22 protein-coding genes and 1 other RNA gene are annotated in these 26,256 nt (G+C 45.8%); all 23 read right to left on the bottom strand.

What is annotated here, in order from left to right:
- Positions 1-12: 12 nt before the first annotated feature.
- Positions 13-2,715, bottom strand: coding sequence for a preprotein translocase subunit SecA (gene secA, locus J8N69_RS14695; RefSeq protein ID WP_168826294.1), 2,703 nt, complete (start codon positions 2,713-2,715; stop codon positions 13-15).
- A 143-nt stretch (positions 2,716-2,858) separates the two neighbouring features.
- Complete coding sequence (lpxC, locus tag J8N69_RS14690; protein ID WP_168826293.1) at positions 2,859-3,776, bottom strand: UDP-3-O-acyl-N-acetylglucosamine deacetylase; 918 nt, start codon at positions 3,774-3,776, stop codon at positions 2,859-2,861.
- A gap of 105 nt (positions 3,777-3,881) precedes the next feature.
- Positions 3,882-5,111 (bottom strand): cell division protein FtsZ, encoded by a 1,230-nt coding sequence (gene ftsZ, locus J8N69_RS14685; protein ID WP_168826292.1) that lies wholly within the window; start codon positions 5,109-5,111, stop codon positions 3,882-3,884.
- 42 nt (positions 5,112-5,153) lie between these two features.
- The gene (gene ftsA / locus J8N69_RS14680; RefSeq protein WP_168826290.1) at positions 5,154-6,425 is read right to left on the bottom strand and encodes a cell division protein FtsA; all 1,272 of its coding nucleotides are present in this window, start codon (positions 6,423-6,425) and stop codon (positions 5,154-5,156) included.
- 101 nt (positions 6,426-6,526) lie between these two features.
- Positions 6,527-7,207: a cell division protein FtsQ/DivIB gene (locus tag J8N69_RS14675; protein WP_168826288.1), complete on the bottom strand. Its 681-nt coding sequence runs from the start codon at positions 7,205-7,207 to the stop codon at positions 6,527-6,529.
- A 3-nt stretch (positions 7,208-7,210) separates the two neighbouring features.
- A complete protein-coding gene (locus tag J8N69_RS14670) occupies positions 7,211-8,164 on the bottom strand; it encodes a D-alanine--D-alanine ligase (RefSeq protein ID WP_168826286.1) in 954 nt (317 codons plus the stop codon).
- Position 8,165: 1 nt separating this feature from the next.
- Positions 8,166-9,587 (bottom strand): UDP-N-acetylmuramate--L-alanine ligase, encoded by a 1,422-nt coding sequence (murC, locus tag J8N69_RS14665; protein WP_168826284.1) that lies wholly within the window; start codon positions 9,585-9,587, stop codon positions 8,166-8,168.
- Positions 9,584-10,657 carry an undecaprenyldiphospho-muramoylpentapeptide beta-N-acetylglucosaminyltransferase gene (gene murG, locus J8N69_RS14660; protein ID WP_168826282.1) on the bottom strand — a complete coding sequence of 358 codons (1,074 nt, stop codon included), beginning with the start codon at positions 10,655-10,657 and terminating at the stop codon, positions 9,584-9,586. The genes murC and murG overlap by 4 nt, the downstream gene beginning before the upstream one ends.
- Positions 10,654-11,829 carry a putative lipid II flippase FtsW gene (gene ftsW / locus J8N69_RS14655; protein ID WP_168826280.1) on the bottom strand — a complete coding sequence of 392 codons (1,176 nt, stop codon included), beginning with the start codon at positions 11,827-11,829 and terminating at the stop codon, positions 10,654-10,656. The genes murG and ftsW overlap by 4 nt, the downstream gene beginning before the upstream one ends.
- Positions 11,826-13,175, bottom strand: coding sequence for a UDP-N-acetylmuramoyl-L-alanine--D-glutamate ligase (murD, locus tag J8N69_RS14650; protein WP_168826278.1), 1,350 nt, complete (start codon positions 13,173-13,175; stop codon positions 11,826-11,828). The genes ftsW and murD overlap by 4 nt, the downstream gene beginning before the upstream one ends.
- A 9-nt stretch (positions 13,176-13,184) precedes the next feature.
- Entirely contained in the window at positions 13,185-14,267 is a 1,083-nt protein-coding gene (gene mraY, locus J8N69_RS14645; protein WP_168826276.1) for a phospho-N-acetylmuramoyl-pentapeptide-transferase, read from the bottom strand.
- A 14-nt stretch (positions 14,268-14,281) separates the two neighbouring features.
- Positions 14,282-15,628, bottom strand: a complete 1,347-nt coding sequence (locus J8N69_RS14640) for a UDP-N-acetylmuramoyl-tripeptide--D-alanyl-D-alanine ligase (RefSeq protein WP_168826274.1) — start codon at positions 15,626-15,628, stop codon at positions 14,282-14,284.
- On the bottom strand, positions 15,618-17,084 hold the full coding sequence (locus J8N69_RS14635) for a UDP-N-acetylmuramoyl-L-alanyl-D-glutamate--2,6-diaminopimelate ligase (protein ID WP_168826272.1): 1,467 nt from the start codon (positions 17,082-17,084) through the stop codon (positions 15,618-15,620). Before J8N69_RS14635 ends, J8N69_RS14640 begins: the two co-directional genes overlap by 11 nt.
- On the bottom strand, positions 17,085-18,848 hold the full coding sequence (locus J8N69_RS14630; protein ID WP_168826270.1) for a peptidoglycan D,D-transpeptidase FtsI family protein: 1,764 nt from the start codon (positions 18,846-18,848) through the stop codon (positions 17,085-17,087).
- The gene (gene ftsL, locus J8N69_RS14625) at positions 18,845-19,123 is read right to left on the bottom strand and encodes a cell division protein FtsL (protein ID WP_168826268.1); all 279 of its coding nucleotides are present in this window, start codon (positions 19,121-19,123) and stop codon (positions 18,845-18,847) included. The genes J8N69_RS14630 and ftsL overlap by 4 nt, the downstream gene beginning before the upstream one ends.
- Positions 19,116-20,054 carry a 16S rRNA (cytosine(1402)-N(4))-methyltransferase RsmH gene (gene rsmH / locus J8N69_RS14620; RefSeq protein WP_168826265.1) on the bottom strand — a complete coding sequence of 313 codons (939 nt, stop codon included), beginning with the start codon at positions 20,052-20,054 and terminating at the stop codon, positions 19,116-19,118. Before rsmH ends, ftsL begins: the two co-directional genes overlap by 8 nt.
- The gene (gene mraZ, locus J8N69_RS14615) at positions 20,051-20,506 is read right to left on the bottom strand and encodes a division/cell wall cluster transcriptional repressor MraZ (RefSeq protein WP_168826326.1); all 456 of its coding nucleotides are present in this window, start codon (positions 20,504-20,506) and stop codon (positions 20,051-20,053) included. The genes rsmH and mraZ overlap by 4 nt, the downstream gene beginning before the upstream one ends.
- A gap of 275 nt (positions 20,507-20,781) precedes the next feature.
- Positions 20,782-21,130: RNase P RNA component class A (gene rnpB / locus J8N69_RS14610), an RNA gene on the bottom strand.
- Positions 21,131-21,215: 85 nt separating this feature from the next.
- Positions 21,216-22,523, bottom strand: coding sequence for a HAMP domain-containing sensor histidine kinase (locus J8N69_RS14605; RefSeq protein WP_168826263.1), 1,308 nt, complete (start codon positions 22,521-22,523; stop codon positions 21,216-21,218).
- 6 nt (positions 22,524-22,529) lie between these two features.
- Complete coding sequence (locus J8N69_RS14600; protein WP_168826261.1) at positions 22,530-23,228, bottom strand: response regulator transcription factor; 699 nt, start codon at positions 23,226-23,228, stop codon at positions 22,530-22,532.
- Between the two features lie 216 nt (positions 23,229-23,444).
- A complete protein-coding gene (locus J8N69_RS14595; protein WP_168826324.1) occupies positions 23,445-24,743 on the bottom strand; it encodes an adenylosuccinate synthase in 1,299 nt (432 codons plus the stop codon).
- A gap of 38 nt (positions 24,744-24,781) precedes the next feature.
- Positions 24,782-25,960, bottom strand: a complete 1,179-nt coding sequence (locus J8N69_RS14590) for an ATP phosphoribosyltransferase regulatory subunit (RefSeq protein ID WP_168826259.1) — start codon at positions 25,958-25,960, stop codon at positions 24,782-24,784.
- A gap of 12 nt (positions 25,961-25,972) precedes the next feature.
- On the bottom strand, positions 25,973-26,170 hold the full coding sequence (locus J8N69_RS14585) for a DUF2065 domain-containing protein (protein ID WP_168826257.1): 198 nt from the start codon (positions 26,168-26,170) through the stop codon (positions 25,973-25,975).
- Positions 26,171-26,256: the final 86 nt, after the last annotated feature.

Below are 26,256 nucleotides of genomic sequence, written 5' to 3'. Positions count from 1 at the left end.
AACTTTCTCCAATTAAATAAGGCGACCGTGACATTGTTTGTATTTTTTACCTGAACCACATGGACAAGGCTCATTTCGACCCACTTTAGGGAACTCTTGAGAGCTGTCAGCCTCTGCAGAAGTGTCAGATAAAGCATCCAAAGAGTCATGAATCATATTCATTGTCGTTTTCTCTTCCTGCTTTTTACGAGCAGCTTCTATCTTTTCAGCCTCTTCAGCAGACTGCACTTTTACACGTGTAATGATTTGAATAACTTCAAATTTGATTTGTTCCAACAAGCCTTGAAACAATTCAAACGCTTCACGCTTGTATTCCTGTTTAGGGTTTTTCTGTGCATAGCCACGCAAGTGAATCCCTTGTCTAAGCATATCCATGGTTTGAAGGTGTTCCTTCCATAGCGTATCCAGCACCTGCAAAAGAACCTGCTTTTCAAACGACCGGAAAGGCTGCGCACCAGCCACTTCTTCTTTCGCTTTATAATCTTCCAAGAAGCTGTCTAGTATTTTCTGACGCAGCGGCTCTTCATAAAGCTTTTTATCGTCTTCCACCCACTGAACAATAGGAAGACTCAAACCAAATTCGTTACGAATTTTTTCTTCAAGACCGGCAAGATCCCACATATCATAAATACTTTGAGGTGGAATAAACTCATCGATCAGGTCTTTGACAACATCTCCTCGCATTGCCACAATTGCGTCAGACAAATCGTCCGAAATCATCATATCAAAGCGCTGTTGATAAATAACTTGTCGCTGATCGTTTGCGACATCATCGTATTCCAGTAACTGCTTACGAATATCAAAGTTACGCCCCTCAACTTTACGTTGAGCTTTTTCAATCGCATTTGACACCATTTTGTGCTCGATAGCCTCACCTTTTTCCATGCCAAGTGCCAACATCATTTTTTTGATGCGATCAGACATAAAAATGCGCATGAGATTATCTTCTAGCGATAAATAGAAGCGTGAAGAACCTACGTCCCCTTGACGACCGGCACGGCCGCGCAACTGGTTATCGATACGACGAGACTCATGTCGCTCGGTGCCTATAATATGCAAACCACCGGCCGCCAAAACCGATTCGTTACGCGTCGTCCAGTCTGATTTCAATGCGTCAATACTCTCTTGACTGGCATTCTCACCTAACTGAGCCAACTCAACCTGCAAGTTACCACCCAATACAATATCAGTACCGCGACCCGCCATATTAGTCGCAATCGTTACCGCGCCAGGGCGACCAGCATCAGCAACAATTTCAGCTTCGCGCTCATGCTGCTTGGCATTCAACACATTGTGTTTTATACCCTTTTTAAGCAGATATTCAGAAAGCAGCTCAGAGTACTCAATTGACGCCGTACCAACCAACACAGGACGACCTTGATTAACGATCTCTTCAATATCCAACACAATGGCTTCAAATTTGTCTTCAGTAGACATATAAATCAAATCATTGAAGTCTTTACGCTGAACCTGACGGTTTGTAGGAATAACAATAACGGAGAGACCGTAAATTTGCTGAAACTCAAATGCCTCTGTATCAGCCGTACCTGTCATACCTGATAGCTTTTCATACAAACGAAAATAATTCTGGAAAGTTGTAGAGGCAAGCGTTTGACTTTCTGCTTGAATCGTTACCCCCTCCTTCGCTTCAACCGCTTGATGAATGCCTTCAGACCAACGACGCCCAACCATGGTACGACCTGTATGCTCGTCAACAATAACGATCTGGTCATCTTGAATAACGTAATCGACGTTCTTTTTGAAAATAACGTGCGCTTTTAAACAGGCATGAACATGGTGCAGTAACGAAAGATTGGCCGCTGCATAAAGGCTTTCACCTTCGCCTAGCATACCTTGCTCTACCAACCAATTTTCAACAAAAGAATGACCTTCTTCCGTCAACTCAATACTACGTTGCGACTCATCAAAAATATAATGTCCAGATGGCTCACCCTCTTCGCTCTCCTCTTGTTTCGTCAACAAAGGGGCTAATAAGTTGATTTTCCGGTATTGCTCTGAACTGTCTTCAACCGCACCAGAAATAATCAGTGGTGTTCTGGCCTCATCAATTAAAATAGAGTCAACTTCATCTACAACGGAGAAATTCAAATCGCGCTGCACTCGATCTTCTAAGCGAAAAACCATGTTGTCGCGAAGGTAATCGAAACCAAACTCGTTATTGGTACCATACGTAATATCGCATAAATAAGCGGCTTTCTTCTCATCACGATCCTGACCAGAAAAAACCACCCCGACACTCATGTCTAAAAATTCATACAGAGGACGCATCCAGTTGGCATCACGTTTGGCGAGATAATCATTCACCGTAACAACGTGCACCCCTTTTGAAGACAGTGCATTGAGGTATACAGCCAGCGTTGCGACTAGCGTTTTACCTTCACCAGTACGCATTTCTGCGATTCTACCTTCGTTTAGTACCATGCCACCAATGAGCTGAACATCAAAATGGCGCATACCCATCACGCGACGACTGCCTTCACGAACTACCGCAAAAGCTTCCGGTAAAATAGCGTCAAGGGATTCGCCTTTATCAAGACGTTCGCGAAATTCACAAGTCTTCCCAGACAACTCATCATCCGATAATTTGTGGAAGGATTCTTCAAGTTGATTTATCTGTGTAACGATTTTTTTATATCGCTTAACTTCTCGGTCATTCTTTGTGCCGACAATTTTTTTAATTACAGTTCCTAACATCTTGAACTCATCGTAGCCAATTAGTAATAAAGACAGTCTATCATGGTAATGTGTGACAAAACATGAAATATCAAGGACCTAAATACAAAAAAACCAGGCACATGGCCTGGTTTTTTACAATTCGATCAGAAACCGATCACCTACTAAGCACCCGCAAAAACAGGCTCAACGTAAGAAATTGGATTCGTTTGCGCTTCATCTTCGAAAACAACATATTCCCAAGCATCCTGATGCTCAAGCAGCGCCAACAGCAATTTGTTATTAAGTGCATGCCCAGATTTATAAGCTTTATACTCACCAATCAGACTATGACCAAGAAGATATAAATCTCCAATGGCATCCAGCACTTTATGACGAACTAACTCATCACGGTAGCGTAAACCTTCATCGTTTAGAACACGGTAGTCATCGAGAACGATGGCATTTTCCATGTTCGCACCACGAGCAAGGTTATTGTTTTTAAAGTATTCAAGATCCTTCATAAAACCAAATGTTCTTGCACGACTAATCTCTTTAACAAAGGTCGTCGTTGAGAAATCAAATGATGTACTTTGAACATCTTCGCCGATAGCGGGATGCTGAAAGTCGATGGTAAAGGACAAACGAAAACCGGAGTGAGGCTCAAGAGAAGCGAACTTGTCATCTTCATCTACTCGAATCGGTTTTTTCACTCGAATGAATTTTTTAGGCGCGTTTTGGGCTTCTAAACCGGCAGACTGCAGAAGAAAAACAAAAGGACTAGCACTTCCATCCATAAGCGGAATTTCACTAGCACTCACTTCTACATAAGCGTTATCAACACCCAAACCCGCCATTGCGGACAACAAATGCTCTACGGTACTGACCTTCACATCACCTTGACATAAAGCCGTTGCAAAATTTGTTGAGCCAACCGCTCGCGCATCACCATGAATCTCTACAACTGGATCCAAGTCTGTACGAACAAATACAATACCTGTATTCACAGGCGCTGGCTTAAGTGTTAAATACACCTTCTCGCCGGAGTGCAAACCCACTCCCGTCGCTCGAATAATGTTTTTTAGTGTGTGTTGGCGTACCATTATATTCCTACAATTTTATGACTGGTTACTATTCTTTACAAAATAATACCAATAAGACGTTTTTTATACAATCCAACATTCTTATATTGCGTCGTTTTGCTTAAACTAATCCGCTTGTCGACGTAAAAATGCAGGAATGTCCAAATACGATAGCTTATCTCCGCCTGACATTGAAGCCGACCCAGTGGTCTCAACTTTTTCATCCAAGCTTTTTTCTACCGTTTCCACCTTCACTTCTGGAGAAGGCTTTGATACAGGCTGTTGGGCGACTATTGCCAAGGGCTCACTACTTTCAGCCAAATCAACCTTTGCCGCAACTGATTGAGAAACAACAGACTCACCAACAGCAGACTTCATTTCCGCTGCAGATCGACCCTCTAAACCAGTCGCAACCACCGTGACTCGCATTTCATCACCAACACTGGGATCAATTGCACAACCAATCACGACAGTAGCATCTTCCGATGCGTATTCTTCAATAATGCTACCAACCTCAGTAAATTCGGACAAACCCACTTCTTCGTTTGCCGTGATGTTTACCAGCACGCCTCGTGCGCCTCTAAGGTTAATATCTTCTAATAATGGATTATGTATCGCCGCTTCTGCAGCCACTCTCGCTCTATCATCACCAGATGCAGAACCCGTTCCCATCATCGCCATACCCATTTCAGACATAACGGTTCTTACATCTGCAAAGTCGACGTTGATTAAACCAGGACGCATAATCAAATCGGTAATACCCTGAACCGCGTTAAACAAAACATTGTTTGCTTCACCAAACGCCTTCAGCAGTGAAATATTTTTGCCCAATACCGGCAAAAGGCGCTCATTAGGTACCGTAATTAAGGAATCGACATTTTCACGCAGTTCTTTAACACCTTCTTCCGCCACTTTAGCACGACGTCGTCCCTCAAATGGGAAAGGCTTAGTCACTACCGCTACCGTCAAGATACCTAACTCACGAGCCACTTTGGCAATCACAGGTGCAGCGCCCGTTCCGGTGCCGCCGCCCATGCCAGCCGTAATAAAGACCATATCCGCACCCGTTAGTAACTGAGTGATTTTTTCTTGGTCTTCTAGAGCTGAGTCTCGACCTACTTCAGGGTTTGCTCCCGCACCCAGCCCTTTCGTAATAGTGGAACCGAGCTGTAAAGAAATACCCGTCTCGAACCCTATTAATGCTTTAGAGTCAGTGTTAGCGCAAATAAACTCAACACCCTCCAATCGATTTTCAAGCATATGACGTACAGCGTTACCGCCACCGCCACCAACGCCAATCACTTTAATAACAGCGTTATCGGATAAATTATCTTCGGCTAAATCAAAGACATTCATGGGCTTATTGCTCCTCAATAAATTCACAATCAATTTCAACGACTAAATATAATTTTGAAACCAGTGTTTAAATTTCTGCCACGCCTTCGCTGTACTGAAAGATGACCCAGTTTCTTTAGCTGCTAAAACCGATGCTTCTCGTTTAGTTTGCGCCTTAGACATTATCCGTTTTGAGGTTTCAGGGACTTCCGCCTCTTTCCCCCCATAAGCCAATAATCCAACACTCGTTGAATATATAGGGTTATCGACAATGTCAGACATTCCTTTAGTACTATCTGGAAAAGATAATCGAACCGGCATCTGAAATACCTTTTCTGCCAACTCAGCCGCCCCTTCCATAAGCGAGGTCCCCCCAGTAATTACAATGCCTGCAGGGATCCGCTCCGCGTAACCACTACGCCTTAATTCATCCAAAATTAATTTGTAAATTTCTTCATATCGGGCCTCAACAACCTCCGTCAACGCATGACGAGTAATGGATCTCGGTTGACGATCACCAACACTAGGCACTTGTAAAACTTGCTCAGCCGATGCCATAGAAGACATAGCACAGGCATATTTTACTTTAATTTCTTCTGCGTGTTGCGTCGGCGTACGCAATGCCATTGAAATATCATTGGTGACTTGATCTCCCGCCACAGGCACCACAGCAGTATGATGCAGTGCGCCATCTAGCCATACGGCGATATCAGACGTTCCCGCGCCAATATCGATCAAACACACACCTAAATCTTTTTCATCCTCACTCAGTGAAGATTCACTTGATGCGAGTTGCGACAAGATAACGCCATCAACGCCCAAACCGCAGCGTTTAATACACTTCTCGACGTTCATTACCGCATTCACAGCGCCAGTAATCAAATGCACATTAGCCTCAAGACGAACCCCAGACATCCCCAGCGGATCTTTTATCCCTTCTTGAGAGTCAATATGGTATTCCTGAGGCAATATGTGCAGCACTCGCTGATCGGAAGAAATAGGCACAGCTTGTGCCGCATCAATCACGCGATCTATGTCTTCTTTCTGCACTTCGCCATCTTTTACAGCAACAATGCCATGGGAATTTAGACTGCGTATATGACTACCAGCAACGCTCACATACACTGAATGTATATTACAACCCGCCATCAGTTCAGCTTCTTCAACCGCTCGCTGAATAGACTGCACCGTAGACTCAATATTGATAACGACACCACGCTTCATGCCCTTTGAACTATGAGAGCCAATACCGACAATTTCCAAACTACCATCGGCCAGAACTTCTCCGACCAAACAGATAACTTTCGATGTGCCTACATCCAAACCGACTATCATTTCACCTTCCCGGCATTACGTACGTGTTATGACGACCTACCATTTACTGATTAAAAAGCAACAACTAGATGCTGATTAAAAAAGCAACAATTAGGCCAATATCATTTATTTTGTTTCCAACCCACCGCCACCCCATGAGGGTAACGAGCATCTATTGATACAATTTGATCTATTCTACCCGATAAATCGCTTTTATACACCGCTATAAACCGCTGCAACCTCTCTAAGACATCCTCTCTTCCCAGCTTTACCATGATTCCATTGGCAAAAACCACGCTCCAGGCTCCTCTTGGCTCAAGAGTCAAAGAAGCGACCCGTAAAGAGGTTGAAGCAAGCACCTGACTCATCAAACCAAACTGCTCAAGCACTACGCCACTTGAGTCTTCAGGACCATACAAATGCGTAAGCGGCAAATCAGGGACATTTTTGGGGGCAATCACCTCTGACGAGGTGGAAATTAATTGCCCATCCCCCCAGTATGCGAGAGGTGTGTGTTCAGAAACAAGTATCTGCAAAGTGTTTGGCCAAACTTTACGAATCTCTGCACTTATCACCCATTCCGATGACAAAACAATCTCCAAAGCCTCCGGCAAAGGCACACTCAAAAGACTGCGCCCGAGTAGCGACGAGAAGTCAGACTGCAACTCATCCTGGGTCACGTATTTCAAATCACCTTTAATTGTAATTTTCTCAATAGCAAACCAAGTATCGGGAGAATCATTCCCCTGAAAAGCGGCAACCAGTATCAATAAAATTGCCCCTATTAGCGCCGCTATTCTCATAAATCAATCACGCCCAACTTTTTTCCAAGCATTTTGCGCAATATTCTCAACCAGCGAGGCATAATCAATCCCAACATACTTGGCCGCCATAGGCACCAAACTGTGCGATGTCATCCCCGGCGCCGTATTCACCTCTAACACCCAAAAAACACCTTCTTGATCGCGCATAATATCGACACGCCCCCAACCAGAACAACCTAATGACCGATACGCATCCAACGCCAACATCTGCAGCTCATTTTCATCGTCTTCATTCAGGCCGCACGGCAGCAAATATTGAGTATCATCCGCTATATACTTTGCCTCATAGTCATACAATTTATGCTCTGGCGCTGGCTTTAGACCAATCGCAGGAAAAGCCACATCATCGATAATAGTCACCGTAAATTCCGGACCATTAACAAACGCTTCAACCAAAATATCAGAGTCATATTCAAGGGCTTGTGCAAGCGCTTCATCAAGTTCGGCCCGGTTAGCCGCCTTATTAATGCCAATCGTCGACCCTTCTCTCGACGGCTTTACAATCATCGGGTACAACATTTTATCTTCAATAATATCGGCATCAGCCTGACCAACAAACGACAAATACGCTGGCGTTGGAATTCCAATACCATGCCAAAAGCGTTTGGTTAGCACCTTATCCATTGCCAAACCACACGCTAAAGGTGAACTGCCAGTGTAAGGCTTATTAAACATCTCCAACAAAGCCTGAACTCGGCCGTCTTCACCTTCACCGCCATGCAGAGCAATAAAAGCAAAATCAAAGGCTATAGATTGCAGCTGAACAATAGGATCCAACTTCGCCTCAGGGCCATAAAGATCAAGCTCAACAACCTGATAGCCTTTAGAGCGAAGCCCCTGCGCCACCAAAGGACCACTCTGTAATGACACCTCACGCTCTGCGGAGCGGCCACCATAAATCACCGCGATGACAGACTCTTTTAATGTATTGGTCATATCAAATCCCGCTCAACGATAAATTTTTAGACACGGCAGCAATATCCCCCGCCCCTTGCGTAATAAACAAATCCCCTTCGCGTAAAACATTGCTCAAAATAGAGCGCAAGTCCGCCTCACTACCAACATGAATAGGATCCACATTACCGCGCTGACGAATACTGCCACACAAAGAGCGACTATCTGCGCCATTAATTGGTGTCTCGCCTGCTGAGTAGACATCCAACAACAACAACACATCGACTTGAGACAAAACCCGCACAAAATCTTCATAAAGGTCACGAGTTCGAGTATAGCGATGTGGCTGATAAACCATCACCAATCGCTTCTCAGGCCAACCAGCACGAATGGCTTTAACGGTAGCCAGAACTTCACTGGGGTGATGCCCATAGTCATCAACAAACATGACGTTCGAGCCATTAGGAAGTACCAAAGGCTTTTGCTCTTGGAAACGACGCCCCACGCCTTCAAACCCCATTAAACCCGCTTGAATAGCCGTCGCATCAACCCCTAAATCGGTTGCCACCGCGATAGTTGCAAGCGCATTAAGCACATTATGACGGCCCGGCATCGGCAAACGAATTTTCAATGGTTCGCCTTCTGGACGGTGCGCTAAAAACTCACAATAACGACCCGTTTGCACTATCTCTGTCGCGTAAAAATCCGCTTCTTGATCTATGCCATAAGTCAAAATAGGGCGACTCAACAAGGGCAAAATTTCTCGAACGTTTTCATCATCAACACACATCACCGCCAAACCGTAAAAAGGCAAGTTGTGCACAAACTCCACAAAAGTATGTTTTACCTTCTCAAAATCGCCATCATAAGTATCCATATGATCCGCATCAATATTGGTGACAATCACAGTCTGTGGTTGCAGATGTAAAAAAGACGCATCACTTTCATCCGCCTCAGCAACCAAATAAGCGCTGCTGCCCAGCTGCGCATTGGCACCTGCGCTGGTTAAACGTCCACCAATGACAAACGTTGGCGCTTCACCTGTCGCCGCCAATATAGACGCCATCAAGCTGGTCGTTGTCGTTTTGCCATGAGTACCAGCAACCGCAATACCATGTCGGTAACGCATCAACTCCGCCAACATTTCTGCTCGTCGAACAATCGGAATGCGATTCTCTTTACCCCAAATAATTTCTGGGTTTTGTTCGTTTATCGCGGTAGACACCACAATCACATGAGCGTCATAAACGTTTTCTTCTAAATGCCCAAGATAGATTTTAATACCCAATTCTTCTAAGCGCTCTGTCGTCGATGACGACTTAAGATCTGAACCAGACACCTGATAACCTTGGTTGTGCAACACTTCAGCAATACCGCACATGCCGACACCGCCAATACCAATAAAATGAATATTTTGGATGCGACGCATGGTCGGAATATCGTACTGAGCTTTATTATCAATCATGATTTCATTAACCTTAAACAGTGTGCGACAACGTCTTGTGTCGCATTTGGGTGAGCGACCAATTTGGCCTGCTCTCCCATTTTTAATAATGCCGCTTCGTCTTTCATTAAATCAGCAAGCAAAGCAATAATTTTGTCGCAACTTAACTGCGATTGAGGCAACACATAAGCCGCCCCAGATTTTTCTAAATAACGGGCATTCGCCGTTTGATGGTCATCAATGGCGTGAGGATAAGGCACTAAAATAGAAGGCAAGCCAGCAACCGCCAGTTCACTTACCGTCATGGCTCCAGCACGACACAAAACAACATCAGCCCAATAATAAGCCTGATCCATATTATCCAGATAAGCCTCAACCCGAGCGTCAACCCCAGCGGACTTATATAACTCGGACACCGCATCAAAGTTTCTTATGCCCGTTTGATGCCAAACATCCAAACGTTGTGTAAAAGGCCAGTTGAGCAAAACTTGAGGAACAAGGTTATTGATCGCTTGCGCACCAAGACTTCCACCCACAACCAATAAACGCAACGGCCGCGCCGCACTATTTCTTGATTCACGCACTCGTTGCTGAAGAATATCACTGCGGATGGGATTGCCAACACTCACCCCACTAACCAAGGCGCCATCAAAAGCCTGCAGCCTAATACTGGCGAATTTGGAAAGCAATTTATTGGTCGTTCCTGCAATCGCATTTTGTTCGTGTATCACCAAAGGAATACCCAACAACCGAGCCGCCACGCCACCCGGACCGGCCACAAAACCGCCCATGCCTAAAACAACACTGGGCTTCACTTTTTGCAGCACAGCAAGCGCCTGACCAACCGCGTGCAAAATTCTAAAGGGTGCCGCCAACAAGCCAAGCACGCCTTTACCTCTCACTCCTTTAATAGACAAAGAATGCAACGCAATGTCGTGCTTAGGGACAAGCGTTTCCTCCATCCCACCTCGAGAACCAAGCCACTGCACATCCAGCCCCTTATCCTTAAAGCTCTGGGCACAAGCCAAGGCAGGATAAATATGCCCACCCGTTCCGCCTGCCATGATAACAACCGTTTTAGGCTCGTTCATTTGCCACCCTCTTTCACGCCAACATGGTTTTCAGCACGACGATTTTCAATATCAACACGGGCAATCACAAACAGACTAGCCAAGGTAATAATCAGGCTACTGCCGCCATAGCTAATCAAGGGCAGCGTCAGCCCCTTGGTCGGCAAAAAGCCGGTATTAACGCCTATATTGATAATCACTTGAGCCAAAATTAAGATGGCAAAACCAAAACACATGTAAGCCGCGAATGGGCGAGCAAGCGCCATAGCTTTATGGCCTATTTTAAAGGCTCTCCCTACCATTAAGGCAAACAGACAAATCAACAGCAAACCACCGAACATACCGGTTTCTTCGACCCAAATAGAAAACACAAAATCCGTGTGCGCCTCAGGTAAATAGGATAATTTTTGTACACTATTTCCCAATCCCAAGCCAAACCACTCACCTCGCCCATACGCAATTAAAGCCTGACTAAGCTGATAACCCTCATTAAAAGGATCTGCCCAAGGGTCAATAAAGTTCATAAGGCGTTTTAATCGATAACTCTCCGAAATCGCCACGACCCCTAACATAGAAACCGCAGCAATCATTAGCAATAGAAACTGATACAAGGGTGCGCCACCCAAAAAAAGCAACACCATCACAGTACCCAGCAACACAACAGAGGCACCGAAATCCGGTTCGAAAAGCAAAAACAACAAAAAGATACTGCATAAGCAAAGTGGCAAAACGAAACCCACCCAGCTCTCTCTGACCCGATCCGCCCTGCGCACTAAATAGCCAGAGACATACACCACCATACAGACTTTTGCTACTTCTGAAGCCTGCAGGTTAAACACCACTAAATTGATCCAGCGACGGCTGCCGTTAACGCTTTTCCCAATACCGGGCACCAGCACAAGAATAAGCAAAATCAATGACAACCCCATCATGATGATGCCCCATTGCTGCAACTGACTGGTTGGCAAAGACAGCAAAAACCAACCAGAGATCAACCCTAACGCGAGATACAAAGCTTGCCGCCTCATAAAAAAATAAGGGTGGCCATGAATGCCTTCCGATATAGAAATGGATGCGCTCGACACCATCACCATACCCAACGCCAAAATAGAAACCACAGCAGCAAGAAAAATCACGTCAACCTGAGCAAACTCACGCAGAGACACGCGGTCAAATATTTTTAGCCATGTCATAATCCAGCAACCAAGCGAGCAAAATGCTCACCGCGAACTTCGTAGTTTTTATACATATCTAAACTGGCACAAGCCGGCGAAAACAATACCGTTTCACCTTCTCTACTGTCCTGAGCAACGCTCAACACGATCTGATCCAAGGTTTCAAAACGCTTTACTTCCGTGTCTGACGGCAAAATCTCAGCAATGCGATCTGCATCCTTACCAAATAAATAAACAAGGCGCACAAAATCCTTAACGGGCTTAGCAAGCGCTTGAAAATCAGCGCCTTTTCCTTCACCGCCAGCAATCAGCAGGATGTTTTTATTGGCAACCGAGCCAAGCCCCTGAAGCGCAGCCAACGTGGCACCCACATTAGTTCCCTTTGAATCATTAATATAAGTCACACCATGATGCGTTCGAACCGTTTCACAGCGATGAGGCAAACCACCAAAAGTTTTCAATACCTCTCCAACGGCATCAGACATCACCTCCACACCAAGCAACTCAAGCATCGCCAAAGCGGCCAACACATTGGCGTGATTGTGCGAGCCTTTTAAGGCTATTTGAGACGTGTGATAAAGCCGTTTCACGCCATGACACAACCAAGCGCCATCGCCCTCTTTAAGCATGCCATATTCTTTTAGATCGGGACTCTTAGTGGTAAAAGCTCGAACTGGAACACCTTCAGACAACAAAGGCGCCGTTAAAATATCTTGCTTATTACAGACCGCCGCTTTACAGCCTCGATAGACTTTTTGTTTGACTCGTTGATACTCATATAAATCTTGGTAGCGATCCATATGGTCTTCAGAAACGTTAAGCAGACAAGCCAAGTCGGCCTGCAGTGCATGAGTGGTTTCAAGCTGAAAACTAGACACCTCAAGCACATAAAAATCGGTATCAGGAGCAAGAAGATCCAACGCCGGCAAACCCAGATTACCACCCGCTTTGGCATTTTTCCCGCTAGCCTGAAGCAACAAAGCCACTAAGGTTGTGACCGTGCTTTTCGCATTGGAGCCGGTAATGGCAACAAAAGGTGCATCAACATAATCGCAAAATAAATCAATGTCGCCGCGCATGGCGACACCACGCTCCGCTAAACGAGCTAACACAGGAGTGCGCAGAGCAATACCAGGACTCACAAATAACTCCGTCACCCCCAGCGTTTCAAGCACATCCAAACTGCCCGTGAAAATTCGCTCTGCAGAGCAAAACGCTTTCGCCTGCTCTAAACCGGGTGGGTTCTCACGAGAATCCACCACATAAAACTCAATCCCCTTGCTCGCCAAAAAACGCACGCAAGACAAGCCTGTCGCACCCAAGCCGACAACGGCTCTTACCCGATCTGACCCGATCAACGACATGCAAAACTCCTAACGTACTTTTAAGGTGGCAAAACCCACTAAGACAAGACAAACCGTAATAATCCAAAAACGCACAATCACTTTCGGCTCGGCCCACCCCTTTAACTCAAAATGATGGTGAATCGGTGCCATTCTAAAAATTCTGCGCTTGGTTAACTTATAGGACGCAACTTGTAAAATAACCGACACCGTTTCCATCACAAAAACGCCGCCCATGATAAACAAAACTAATTCTTGGCGAACAATAACCGCAATGGTGCCGAGTGCCGCGCCCAACGCCAGAGAACCCACATCGCCCATGAATATTTGCGCTGGATAAGTGTTAAACCATAAAAAGCCCAACCCCGCCCCAGCCAATGCGGCACAAAACACCAGCAACTCGCCGGAGCCATGTACGTAAGGGATAAGCAAATAATCGGCAAAACGAACATTACCCGTTAAATAAGCAAACACACCCAACGCACCACCCACCAACACGGTCGGCAAAATAGCCAAACCGTCCAAGCCATCGGTCAAATTCACCGCATTACTCGTACCGACAATGACAAAATAAGTCAGCACGATAAAAAACACCCCCAAAGGAATCGCAACCTCTTTAAACAAAGGCACAATCAACGCCGTTTCCGCTGGCGTACTGGCGGTGTAATACAAATAAAATGCCGCTGCCAAACCAAACACACTTTGCCAAAAATACTTCCAGCGACTCGGTAATCCCCGTGAGTTTTTCTCAACCACTTTTCGGTAATCATCGACCCAACCGACGACACCAAACGCCAACATAACCAATAGCACAAGCCAAACATACTCGTTGCGCAAATCGCCCCATAGTAAGGTACTAACGGTAATCGAAAAAATAATCAGCGCACCACCCATGGTTGGCGTGCCTGCTTTTGCTAAATGCGTCTGCGGGCCATCACTACGAACCGCTTGACCGATCTGTAAACGCTGCAACAAGGTGATCACCTTGTTGCCTATCAATAACGAGATAGCCAATGCGGTAAGAACGCCCAAAATGGCGCGGAGAGACAAATAATTGAACACCGTGAAAAAAGTATAATACTTACTTAAATATGCAGTTAGCAGGAGTAACATTGGTCAGGATTATCCTAATTAGTTAATGCATCTATAACATTTTCCATTTTAGCCGAGCGAGACCCCTTGACTAAAATGGCGTGATTTTTTCCTAGCGGACGTACTATCGCCGCCGCTTCTTCATGTGTATGACACAATATGGCATTGCCGCCTTTATTTCGAAAAGCCATACCAGCAATGCCCGCAACAGCACCAACACAAATCAGACACGAGACACCCTTGTCTTTAGCGTAGACGCCTAAGTCATGATGTATTTCGTCTTGTTGAGCGCCTAATTCCCCCAACGCCCCCAAGATCAACCAAGATTCATCTGCAGGTTGCATAACAAGCACATCAATCGCGGCCTTCACCGAAGATGGGCTGGCATTGTAACAATCATTAATTAATAACGCGCCACTTTTTGTCGTAAGCCGTTCCAGCCTGCCCGCCACTTTTACAGGGGTAGCCAATGCATCGACCGCCTGTTTAAAATCAATCCCGATCACTAACATGGCCAAAACCACCGCCATGCCATTCGCAATTTGGTGCCGCCCCGCCCCGGCAATAAAAACCGGTAACGCCACGCCTCGATAATGAAATACCGCCTTACTGGATTCAGCGCCTAATTCAAGATCCGAAGCATAAAGATCAGCCAGTTCGGTAAAGCCAAAAGAGCACAGCGTTCGCTTTCCCGCCAGACCACACCAGTAATCAAAAAAGGTATCGTCTGCATTAAGAATCACGTTTGCATTGGGTGCAGCCCCAGAAACCAATGCCCCTTTTTCTTTCGCAATGCCTTCAAGACTTCCCAAACCTTCAAAATGACTGCCGCTGGCATTCGTTAATATGACGACATCAGGGAAGGCTATCTTTGCCAACAACGGGATTTCACCTGAAAAACTGGTCCCCGCTTCAATCACCGCAATATCATGATTTACGTCCAATTCAAGCAAGGTTTGCGGCACCCCTACCTGATTGTTCAAATTGGCGCGTGTTTTTAACACATTTTTCTCGAAAAGGGACTGAGCGAGCCAATCCTTTACGGTTGTTTTACCATTGCTGCCCGTAATACAGACAACAGATCCTTTAAAAGCATCTCGGACCAAACGAGCAATCGCGCCATAGGCTAATGTGGTATCAGCCACCTTGACATAATGATCGACCTCAATCGATCGGTCAGAAACAACCGCGGCGGCCCCGTTTTGAATCGCTTGCTCTATATAGTCATGCCCATCGAAGCGTTCACCCTTCAAAGCAACAAACATACAGCCTAAGGAGATTTTTCTCGTATCGGTCACCACAGCACTTACTACACAGTCCTGACCGATAAGCTCGCCATCACAAGCTTGTGCAATAGCGGAAAGAGTAAGATTAATTAACATAAGCTTCTAGCACCTTCCGTGCCTCTTCTTTATCATCAAAATGATGCTTAACACCTTGAATATCCTGATAAGACTCGTGCCCTTTGCCCGCAATAAGAACGACATCATGGAGGCCAGCGGACATAATCGCTTGCTGAATAGCGGCTCGACGATCAGACTCGAAGTGAAAGGCTTCATCATCGCCCGTTTGCGCCAGAGTATCGGCAAATATTTGCTCGATCGATTCGGTACGAGGATTATCAGACGTCAACCAAACACGATCAGCGTTTTGCAGTGCCGCCGCCATCATCAAGGGGCGTTTACCCCTATCTCTATCGCCGCCACACCCAAACACACAAATCAGCCGACCACTCGAATGCGCTTTCAATGCCTGCAACGCCACCGCTAACGCATCGGGCGTGTGAGCATAATCCACCACCACAAGAGGCGCATTTGACAATTGAACCTTATCCATTCGGCCAGGTGCACCATGTAAGACTGGCAACCCAGCCATTAATTTATTCTTATCGCCCACACTGTGCCAAAGACTCGCCAAGGCAGCCAAGGCGTTTTGTATATTGAAACGCCCCAACAAAGGCAAAAACACCGAATGCTCACCTTCGGGATGACACAAAACAAATCGGCATCCACTAGACGCCAGAGACAAATCCTTCACATAGAAATCGGCTTGTGAATTTTGCTCACTATAGTAATGGCAACTCGAACCGACCGTCCCTTTCGCCATAAAATCAGCGTAATCATCATCCAAACAAAATATTGAATGCGACACAGAAGGAAAAGCAAATAGACGTTGTTTTGCCAACGCATAGGCGTTCATATCGCCATGGTAATCAAGATGATCTCGGGAAAGGTTAGAAAACACCGCCGTTTGAAAAGGCACCCCTTCAATACGACCTTGGTCAAGTGCATGAGAAGACGCCTCAAAAGCCACTAGATCAACGCCCTTTTGTGCCATATCCATCAAGGTAAGATGCAGTGACAAAAGATCTGGCGTTGTTTGCTTCGCATCCACTAAATCATCTAAAGGCCCAACACCAAAAGTCCCGACCAGACCACTGTTTAAGCCCATGTGCTTTGCCAGCTGAGCAATATAAAAACAAATAGAAGATTTTCCATTAGTGCCAGTCACCGCGACAATTTGCGCTGGCATATGCCCAAAGAAACCATGCAAACAGGCCACTAACAGCTTAGCAGGATCAGCCACCGAAATAAGCTCAATGCCATCATGTTGCAAGTTCAGTCCCGCAGGAACAACGGCCACGTTACAGCCCAATGCAACCACATCATCCAAATAATCCCAGCCGTTTGAAGCCACTCCAGGCAAAGCAAAAAAAACACTCTCGCCGTCCACCGCTCGACTGTCTGTTTCGAGATGGCTATAAACAGCAGAATGCGGGATATCTTTTGAAGGATATCCCGCTAAATTAAGGAGTTGAATGTGCGACAGTTGACTCATTTAACCACCTTGCACCACTTGATAAGGCGCTTTTTTAGGCTGTAAGCGCACTTCTCTGAGCCCTTCTGGTAAATCAGGGTAAATATTCAATGTGGTTAACGCCCCCTCCATCACTCGAGAAAAAACAGGCGCAGCCACTTCACCGCCATAATACTCTCGACCTTTAGGGTCGTTGATCATCACCACCATCGCCAATCTAGGGTTAGATGCTGGTGCAACGCCAGCGAATAACGCAATGTACTGATCGTATTCATACCCTTTTGCACCGACTTTATGTACTGTACCGGTTTTTCCCGCTACCCGATAACCTGGAATTTGTGCCGCTTTACCCGAACCACGCTGCACCACACCTTCCATCATTTTCACCACATCTTTTGCAATTTTATGCGGAATAACTTGCTTCCCTTCTGCGGCAACATCTTGCTTAAAAATAGTAACAGGAACTCGGTAACCGCCATTCGCTAACGCCATATAGGCTTGAGCGAGCTGCAGAGTAGACACAGACAAACCATACCCGTACGACAAAGTCGCAATTTCTGATGGGTGCCATTTAGGATGAGAAGGCAAGACGCCGGAAGCTTCGCCTGGAAAACCAATACCAACGGGAGAACCAATCCCCAGTTCATAATCCATATTCCAAATTGCATCCTGAGGCAATGATAGCGCAACCTTAGAAGCACCAACGTTACTTGATTTAATCAACAGTTTTTCAAAATCTATCACACCGTAATTAGCGGCATCACGTATCGTAAAACGCCCAAAGCGCAAATACCCAGGCGCCGTATTAATCCTTGCCTCGGTGGAATACTGCCCTGACATGAGCGCAGCTGAAATCGTAAAGGGCTTCATTGTTGAACCAGGTTCAAATAAATCAATCACCGCACGATTGCGCAATTGTTCATAATCTAGTTGAGAGCGATCATTAGGGTTGTAAGATGGCTGATTCACCATCGCTAAAATCTCCCCCGTTTTCACATCCAAAATCACCGCAGAAGCCGATGTCGCACGATGCTCGGTAACCGCCGCTTTTAGCTCTCGATACGCTAGATACTGCAACCTGAGGTCAATACTTAACTCAATATTTTCACCCACACGCTCAGTCTCTTCGACACCAATGCCGCGGATAATATTGCCAGAAAGATCTTTCACATAACTTCTGCGGCCAGGCTGCCCTACCAAAGCTTTATCATAAGCAAGCTCAATCCCCTCTTGGCCTTTGTCATCTATATTGGTAAAACCAACCACATGAGAAGCGACTTCGCCAGCAGGGTAAAAGCGTTTATATTCTTTGGTTTTACTCACACCAACCACATTCGCGGCCATAATAGCATCGGCTTCATGAGGTGGTATTTGACGCCTTAAATACATGAAAGAGCGATTTTTGTTGGCTTCGAAGCGCTCTTGCAACCAAGTTCGTCCCACGCCCATCACGCTAGCAAGGCGTGCAATCTCGACTTCAGGGCCAATACCCAACAAAGGATCACTGGAGAGTTTCCACAATGCTTTAGGGTTGGCAATAATGGTCCAAGTCGGCGTACTAACCGCCAAAGGTTCGCCTCGACGGTCTAGAATCATGCCTCGTGTCGCTGGAATAACTTCGGTTCTGACGGCTCGAATCTCGCCTTGATTTTGCAAAAAGGCCTTATCAACCACCGTCAAATAGAAGAGTCGTCCGCCCGCAACAAGGAACAGCAATAAGGCAATGCCGTATACAAATCTAAAGCGCCATTTTCCTGGTATGTGAACACTATTTTCAATATTCATGGTTTCACTATTATCAATTCATCCTGAGACGGTGCATGCATATTTAAATTTTTAATAGCCGCCTGCTCCAAGCGACTCGGCTGGGTAAGTGCACTTTGCTCAAGCAGCAACTGCCCCCACTTCACCTCATAATCCACTTCATCCTGCTTTAGTGCCTGCAGGTAAGAAAAGCTTTTCCTAAAGTCATAAACCTGAATCACCACCGCCACCGACACTATGGTTAACAGCAAAATGCCAACCAAAAATATCAGCGGCAGAAAGCGCGACTTAATCACTAACCCGCTCCAAAACCCGCAATACCGCACTGCGTGATCGTACATTCTCACTTACTTCGGATTGAGACGGCTTAATCGCTTTGCCCACTGTTTTAAACTTGATATCAAGATGGGCGTTTTGAATAGGCAAATGTCTCGGCAATTCAGGACCTTTCGCCTTTAATTTCATAAAGCGTTTTACAATTCGATCTTCCAGCGAGTGGAAGCTGATAACCACTAAGCGACCACCTACTTTGAGAGCTTGCGCAGCAGCGTCAAGACCCACTTCCAAGTCCCCTAGCTCATTATTGATATAAATCCGGATACCCTGAAATGCTCGTGTAGCGGGGTTTTTACCTTTTTCCCAAGCGGGGTTCGCCTCAGTAATGATTTTTGCAAGTTGAAGCGTGGTCAAAATTGGCGTATGCGAGCGATATTCACAAATAGCCTTCGCAATGCGACGAGAAAACCGCTCTTCACCATATTGATACATGACATCTGCCATGTCTTTTTCACGAACAGACGCAATCCATTGGGCAGCACTGATGCCTTTATCAGGATTCATCCGCATATCAAGCGGACCGTCATTCATAAAGCTAAAGCCGCGCTCTGCATCATCAATTTGAGGGGATGACACGCCCAAATCCATCATCACGCCATCGACTCTGTCGACACCAAATACGGTATTGATGTGTTCAGCCATGGCGGCAAAACTGTCCTGAACAATCGAAAACCTCGAATCTTCTTGCTCTAACGTCTTGCCGTAACCAATTGCAACGGGGTCTTTATCAAATCCTAGTAAACGGCCTTTTTCCAACCGATCCAAAACCAAACGAGTATGCCCACCACGGCCAAAAGTACCATCAATGTAAAAGCCATTAGTGTCGGTTACTAACATATCGACGGACTCATTGAGCATTACGCTTATGTGTTCTGCCATCGTTTTGGTCATAAAGAAATATCCATCATGGTTTCTGTTTGTAAGTCCTCAAGCGCATCTTGGGACAAATAGTCTTCGCGCTGCGCTTCCCACTCCTCTTGGCTCCAAATTTCTAATTTTTTGCCTTGCCCAAGAATCGTTAACTTCTTATCTAAGCGCGCAAATTCACGCAGCGGCGCAGGTAATAAAATTCGACCGGCTTTATCCACTTCCAAATCCGTCGCATGGCCAACCAACAAACGCTGTAAACGCCTAGCTTGGGGTTGAAAAGTCGGCAGTTTATCTAATTTTTGCTGAATCAATTCCCATTCAGACAGTGGATAAAGCAGCAAGCATCGAGAAACAGGGTCTATGGTCACCACTACGCCATCATCGTCGTATTGAGCAAGATCATCGCGCAAGCGTGCTGGGAGCGACATACGCCCCTTTACATCCACGCTAACCTGATGAATCCCACGAAACATTGCCATATCCCACTTATCGACACTTTATCCCACAATTTAACACCTTTTATCTAAAATAGTAAAAAAATATTGCGTAAAGATGAAAAGATACAAAAATAAACATAAAAAAAGCCGCATTCAAAATGCGGCTTTTAATCGAAAGATATCAACAACAAGACAAAACACCCTATAAAAACAAAGGGATAAATAAGAAGCATCAACAGAACAGGACGCGAAAGCTCAGCGCTCTAGATCAGCCATTAAGATAAGGAAATAAACGATAGAAGGGGAGATAAAAAGCAAGTTGGCCGATAAGCCGGGTTCTGTCGTGGACAGTCATTCATCTAATACGTACATCACTGCACGTCTCTAGCAACCTACCCGAACTCAGCGCGGGTCACGCCAAAGAGTTCCTATTTGGTCTTGCTTCAAGTGGGGTTTACCTAGCCACGAACTGTTACCAGTCGCGCGGTGCGCTCTTACCGCACCATTTCAACCTTACCGGCAGTAAACTGCTTAGGCGGTGTATTTTCTGCTGCACTTTCCGTAGGCTCACGCCCCCCAGGCGTTACCTGGCACTTTACCCTGCGAAGCCCGGACTTTCCTCCCCCCAATAAATTGAGCGGCGACTGCCTAGCCAACTTGCGAGGCGCATATTACTTACCTATAGAGACAATAACAAGCGCTTTTTGAAAAGGCGTCACTTTTGCCAACCACTGAAAAACAAAAATCAAACGACAGGCAGCTGAAAACAAACCTCCAAACCACCTTCCTCACGGTTTCGCGCGGTTATCTGTCCTTTATGCGCACGAATGATACGCTGAGAAATAGTAAGTCCAACACCAAAACCGCCACTATTTGCCTCTCTCGCCTCAGAAGAGCGATAAAAAGCATGGAATATTTTCTCTAACTTATCACCTGAAACACCCGGGCCATTATCTCGCACATAGATAAAAGCCGTGCCGGCTTTTTCTTGCGTCTCAACCTCTATCACACCGCCACATCCCGCATAAAAACAAGCATTGCGCAGTACATTCTCGATAGCATGGCGCAACTGAAGAGGATCACCCAAAATGGTTTTCGGAACACGACCAATTTTAGTCACCGAAATACCCTTAAGCTGACTCTCAAAACTCACATCCGCGACAATCTCACTTAACCACTCCTGAAGGTCCATTTCTTCTTTTATAAGCGAAGCCGCCTCTAATCGACTCAGGGTTAACACCTGCCCAATCAATTCATCAAGCTCATGCAACTCAGTGCGTATACGATACAAGTAGCCCTTTTGAGCCTCCATTGCATATTTATCTTCCGCGATAGTCAATGCCACTTCAATCCTTGCCAAGGGCGTCCTTAACTCATGAGACACGTCTCGCATGAGTCGCTCTTTAGAAGACAGCAAAGTTTCTATCCGAACCGCCATTTCATTAAACTCACGAGCCAACTTACCAACCGCATCACTTCGTCGAGCCAGCTTATTTTCCACCCGCGCCGTCATGTCGCCCTGACCAAAAGAACGCGCCACACGCTGCAGCTTAAGCAAAGGCCCCAACAACCAATAAGCCAACACTCCACTGGAAACCAGCAAACCCAGCAATGAAAAACCAACAACCGCCTCAGGAGCAAGGGAATTCATCTCAGGATTGGGTTTAAATATCAGCAAATACTGAACATTATTCCCTCCAATCACTTGAATAAATTGACTGTGCAAAAAATCCGCCGCAGGCCGACTCGTAACACTAGGCGTATTCTGCTCTCTGAAATTGCGCGGTAAGGGCTTGAGCAAGGGCCGACCATTCTCTTGGTACAAATAAATCGTACCCGATAAACGCTTTTCTGCTTTTTCAGTTTCTTCTTGCAAAGAAACGATGCCAAACTTTTCGTAACCTGCAACCAACTGCACACCAACATCACCCAATAGGTCTGCGGACACTTGGTTACGCTTTTGAATTAGCTGGACCGTCCCTAAGCCAATACTCACCACCACAATATTGGACAGCAGAACCACCAAAAACACACGCAGAAAAGTATTCTTCATATAACGTTAAACGCCCTGCTCATTCGCAACAAAAATATAGCCAACACCACGCACGGTTTTAATACGAGGATCGCCATTCTCTAAGTTGCCAATTTTTTTGCGCAAATTACTGATATGCATATCCAGACTACGATCATACATCGTCAGTTTACGACCCAGAGCCTTTTCAGAAAGCTCTTGCTTGGTTAACACCTGCCCCGGCGCCATCAGCATGCACTCTAACAAGGTATATTCAGACGTTGTCAGCTCAACCAACTCACCTTCCAAATAGACAGTACGATCTTTGCGACGCAGCAACACACCAGAAAGCTCTATGTCCGCCGTTGGGTCATCCTCTCGCTCTTGGCTCGCGCGACGCAAGATCGCTTTAATTCTCGCCAACAACTCTCGCGGATTAAATGGTTTAGATAAATAATCATCCGCCCCCATCTCCAAGCCAAGGATACGATCAATATCATCCCCTTTCGCCGTCAACATAATAACCGGCACCGCGCTTTTATTACGAATCTGTTTTAAGGTTTCAAAGCCATCTAACTCAGGCATCATCACATCAAGAATAATAATATCTGGCATATCTGCCGCCATAAGCTCCAATGCCTCACGCCCATTCCAAGCGTGCGCTACCTCATAACCTTCACCATCAAAATACTCCTTTATTAGATCCGATAAACGAGCATCATCATCAGCAAGCAACAACTTAACCATAAATATCTCCTCTCATTTTTCCATTATTTAGCAAATAATGGCATTGCCATAAATTCAATTGTAAATATTACCCCAGCGCCCTACAAACGCCTTCCCCTCTTTTCACTCTATTTACAAAGAATACTAATATGATGAACTTAGCGACCTTAATAGCGACCTTAAAAAACGAAAAAGCCGCTCGAAGCGGCTTTTACAACTCATTTAGCAATCACTTGCTTACTGCTTGAACGGGTCTCGCAATACAATTGTTTCATTGCGATCTGGGCCAGTAGAAATAATATCAACAGGCACACCGACTTGCTCTTCCAAGAAACGAACATAGTCTTGAGCATTTTTCGGCAGCGCGTCAAAATCTGGCGCCCCGACTGTCGACTCAGTCCAGCCTGGCAACTCAACATATACCGGTCTAGCTTGCTCGTAACCCTCACTGTCCACCAAAGAACCCGCAACAGGGTTACCCTCTGCATCCATATAAGAGACACAAACCTTAATCACTGAAGAGCCATCCAGCACATCAAGCTTAGTCAAACATATTCCTGAAACAGAGTTAATTTGCACCGCATGACGCAAAGCCACCGCATCAAACCAACCACAACGACGCGAACGGCCAGTTGTCGCGCCAAACTCATGACCTCGACGACCTAATCGCTCACCATCATCATCAAACAATTCTGTCGGGAATGGACCAGACCCAACACGAGTTGTATAAGCTTTTGTGATACCTAGCACATAATCCAAGTACAAAGGACCAAAGCCCGTACCCGCCGGTGCACCACCCGCCGTCGTATTCGAAGACGTGACGTAAGGATACGTACCATGATCCACATCCAACAATGACCCTTGAGCACCCTCAAACATAATGTTTGCACCCGCTTTACGCAGATCATGCAACAAGGTAATGGTGTCAGCCACCATAGGACGCAAAAATTCGGCCATTTCCAAACCTTCTGCGTACACCTCATCAAACGAAATAGGATCGACTTTATGGTAATTCGTCAAAATGAAATTATAGTAATCGAGCACTTCTTTAAGCTTGGTCGCAAAGCGCTCAGAGTCTAACAAATCACCCACACGGATAGCACGACGCGCCACCTTGTCTTCATAAGCAGGCCCAATACCACGACCGGTTGTGCCTATCTTCTTCTCGCCTCTAGCAAGTTCACGAGCCTGATCAATGGCAATATGATAAGGCAGGATAAGAGGGCATGCGGCACTAATCTTCAAACGCTCAACTGCTGGCACGCCTTGCTCAAGAAGCTCAAGCACTTCCTTTTTCAAAGCCGCAGGGGACAAAACAACACCATTGCCTATGATGCACTGAACGCCTTCACGCAAAACACCAGAAGGAATCAAATGTAGAACCGTTTTCTTACCATCAATAACCAAGGTATGGCCCGCGTTATGGCCACCTTGAAAGCGCACCACAGCAGCAACATCTTCGGTAAGTAAATCAACAACCTTACCCTTACCTTCATCACCCCATTGAGTGCCTAGAATAACAACATTTTTACCCATAATTTCAGGTCTCATTTAGATAGTTCTTAAAGAAAAGTCTAGTTTTGAAGTGGCAACAACTGCCAAACTTCATCAACAAATTTCAGCTGAAAATCCGCATCACTAGTGCAGACGTCATCCAAAACCTCTACCACTCGATACCCCTCAGCACGCAGGGAATTCACTTTCTGCCAAAGCCCATCACTTGAACACACTGGCGACAGCACTGTTTTTGGTTTACTGACCACAACATCAGTCAAAGCAACCAAAGCCTTCACGTCGGTACTAAAACCTGAAGCTGGACGAGACCGACCAAACACTTGCCCAATGTTGTTATAACGTCCACCGCGAGCAATCGCATTACCATGACCTGGCACATAAGCAGCAAAAACAACGCCGGTATGATAGCTATACGAAACCAAATCACTCAGATCAAAATGCAAACCGACATCAGGAAAACGCTGACTAATCGACTCACCGATCGCCTTCAACAAAACAATGGCCTCTTGGATAGACTCATTTACGCCACCAAGCAAATCTGTCGCATGACCCAACACTTCTTTACCGCCACACAGGCGCGGTAAACCAACTAGCCACCGCCGCTGATCGGCACGTAAGCCATCAAGCCCTTCAACATATCGGTCAAGCTCAGGCAAATCTTTGGCTTTATACAATTCAACCAATTTGTTTTCCTGATCCGCACTAAGGTCGCAAGCCGCGAGAACGCCACTCACCACATCAACATGCCCTAAATCAAGAACAAGATTAGACAAACCAGCGACAGATAAGGTTTGTAACATTAAAGATAAAACCTCAACATCACTCTCTACGCCGCCATGCCCATAAATTTCTGCCCCTAATTGAATCGGGCTACGAGTACCATCCAAACCTGCCGGCATGGTTCGCAAAACACTACCACAATAGCTCAGGCGCTGAACCCCTTCATCTTTAAGGCAATGCGCATCAATACGAGCAACTTGAGAAGTAAAATCCGCACGTATCCCTAAAAGCCGACCGGATAATTGGTCAATCACTTTAAAGGTTTCAATTTCTAGGTCTGAACCAGCACCAGTAAGGAGGGAATCCAAATACTCTAAAAGAGGAGGTATTACTAATTGATATCCCCAACTTTCATGGAGATTAAGCAGAGTTCTTCTGAGGTGTTCAATTTTAGCGGCCTGCTCAGGCAACGCCTCATCAACACCCTCGGGAAGCAACCAACGATCTGCTAATGTCATTAAATTATCCTCTTAGCTTCGTGTCAGCAAAAGAAGCATTAATCCAAGAAACATACTAACCGCCCCCAGAATACGCAAATTCAAATCTGAGCTCGCGATAGCTTTTACCATCACCTCTCTCCAAACAGCTGGAGCCAGAAACGGCAAAAAACCCTCGGCGATCAATAAAAGGCTGACGCCAACCAGCAGCGACTGCAACAATTCCTGCATAGATTCTCTTTATTTTGACCATTAAAAAACCGGGCTTGGCCCGGTTTGTGTAATAGTATCATGTTTCCCATTTTAACAAATAGGCT

The organism is Marinomonas profundi, from assembly GCF_020694005.1.
GTDB lineage: Bacteria > Pseudomonadota > Gammaproteobacteria > Pseudomonadales > Marinomonadaceae > Marinomonas > Marinomonas profundi.
Note: the sequence above shows the minus strand (reverse complement) of the source record. Positions and strands in the feature narration are given on the sequence as shown.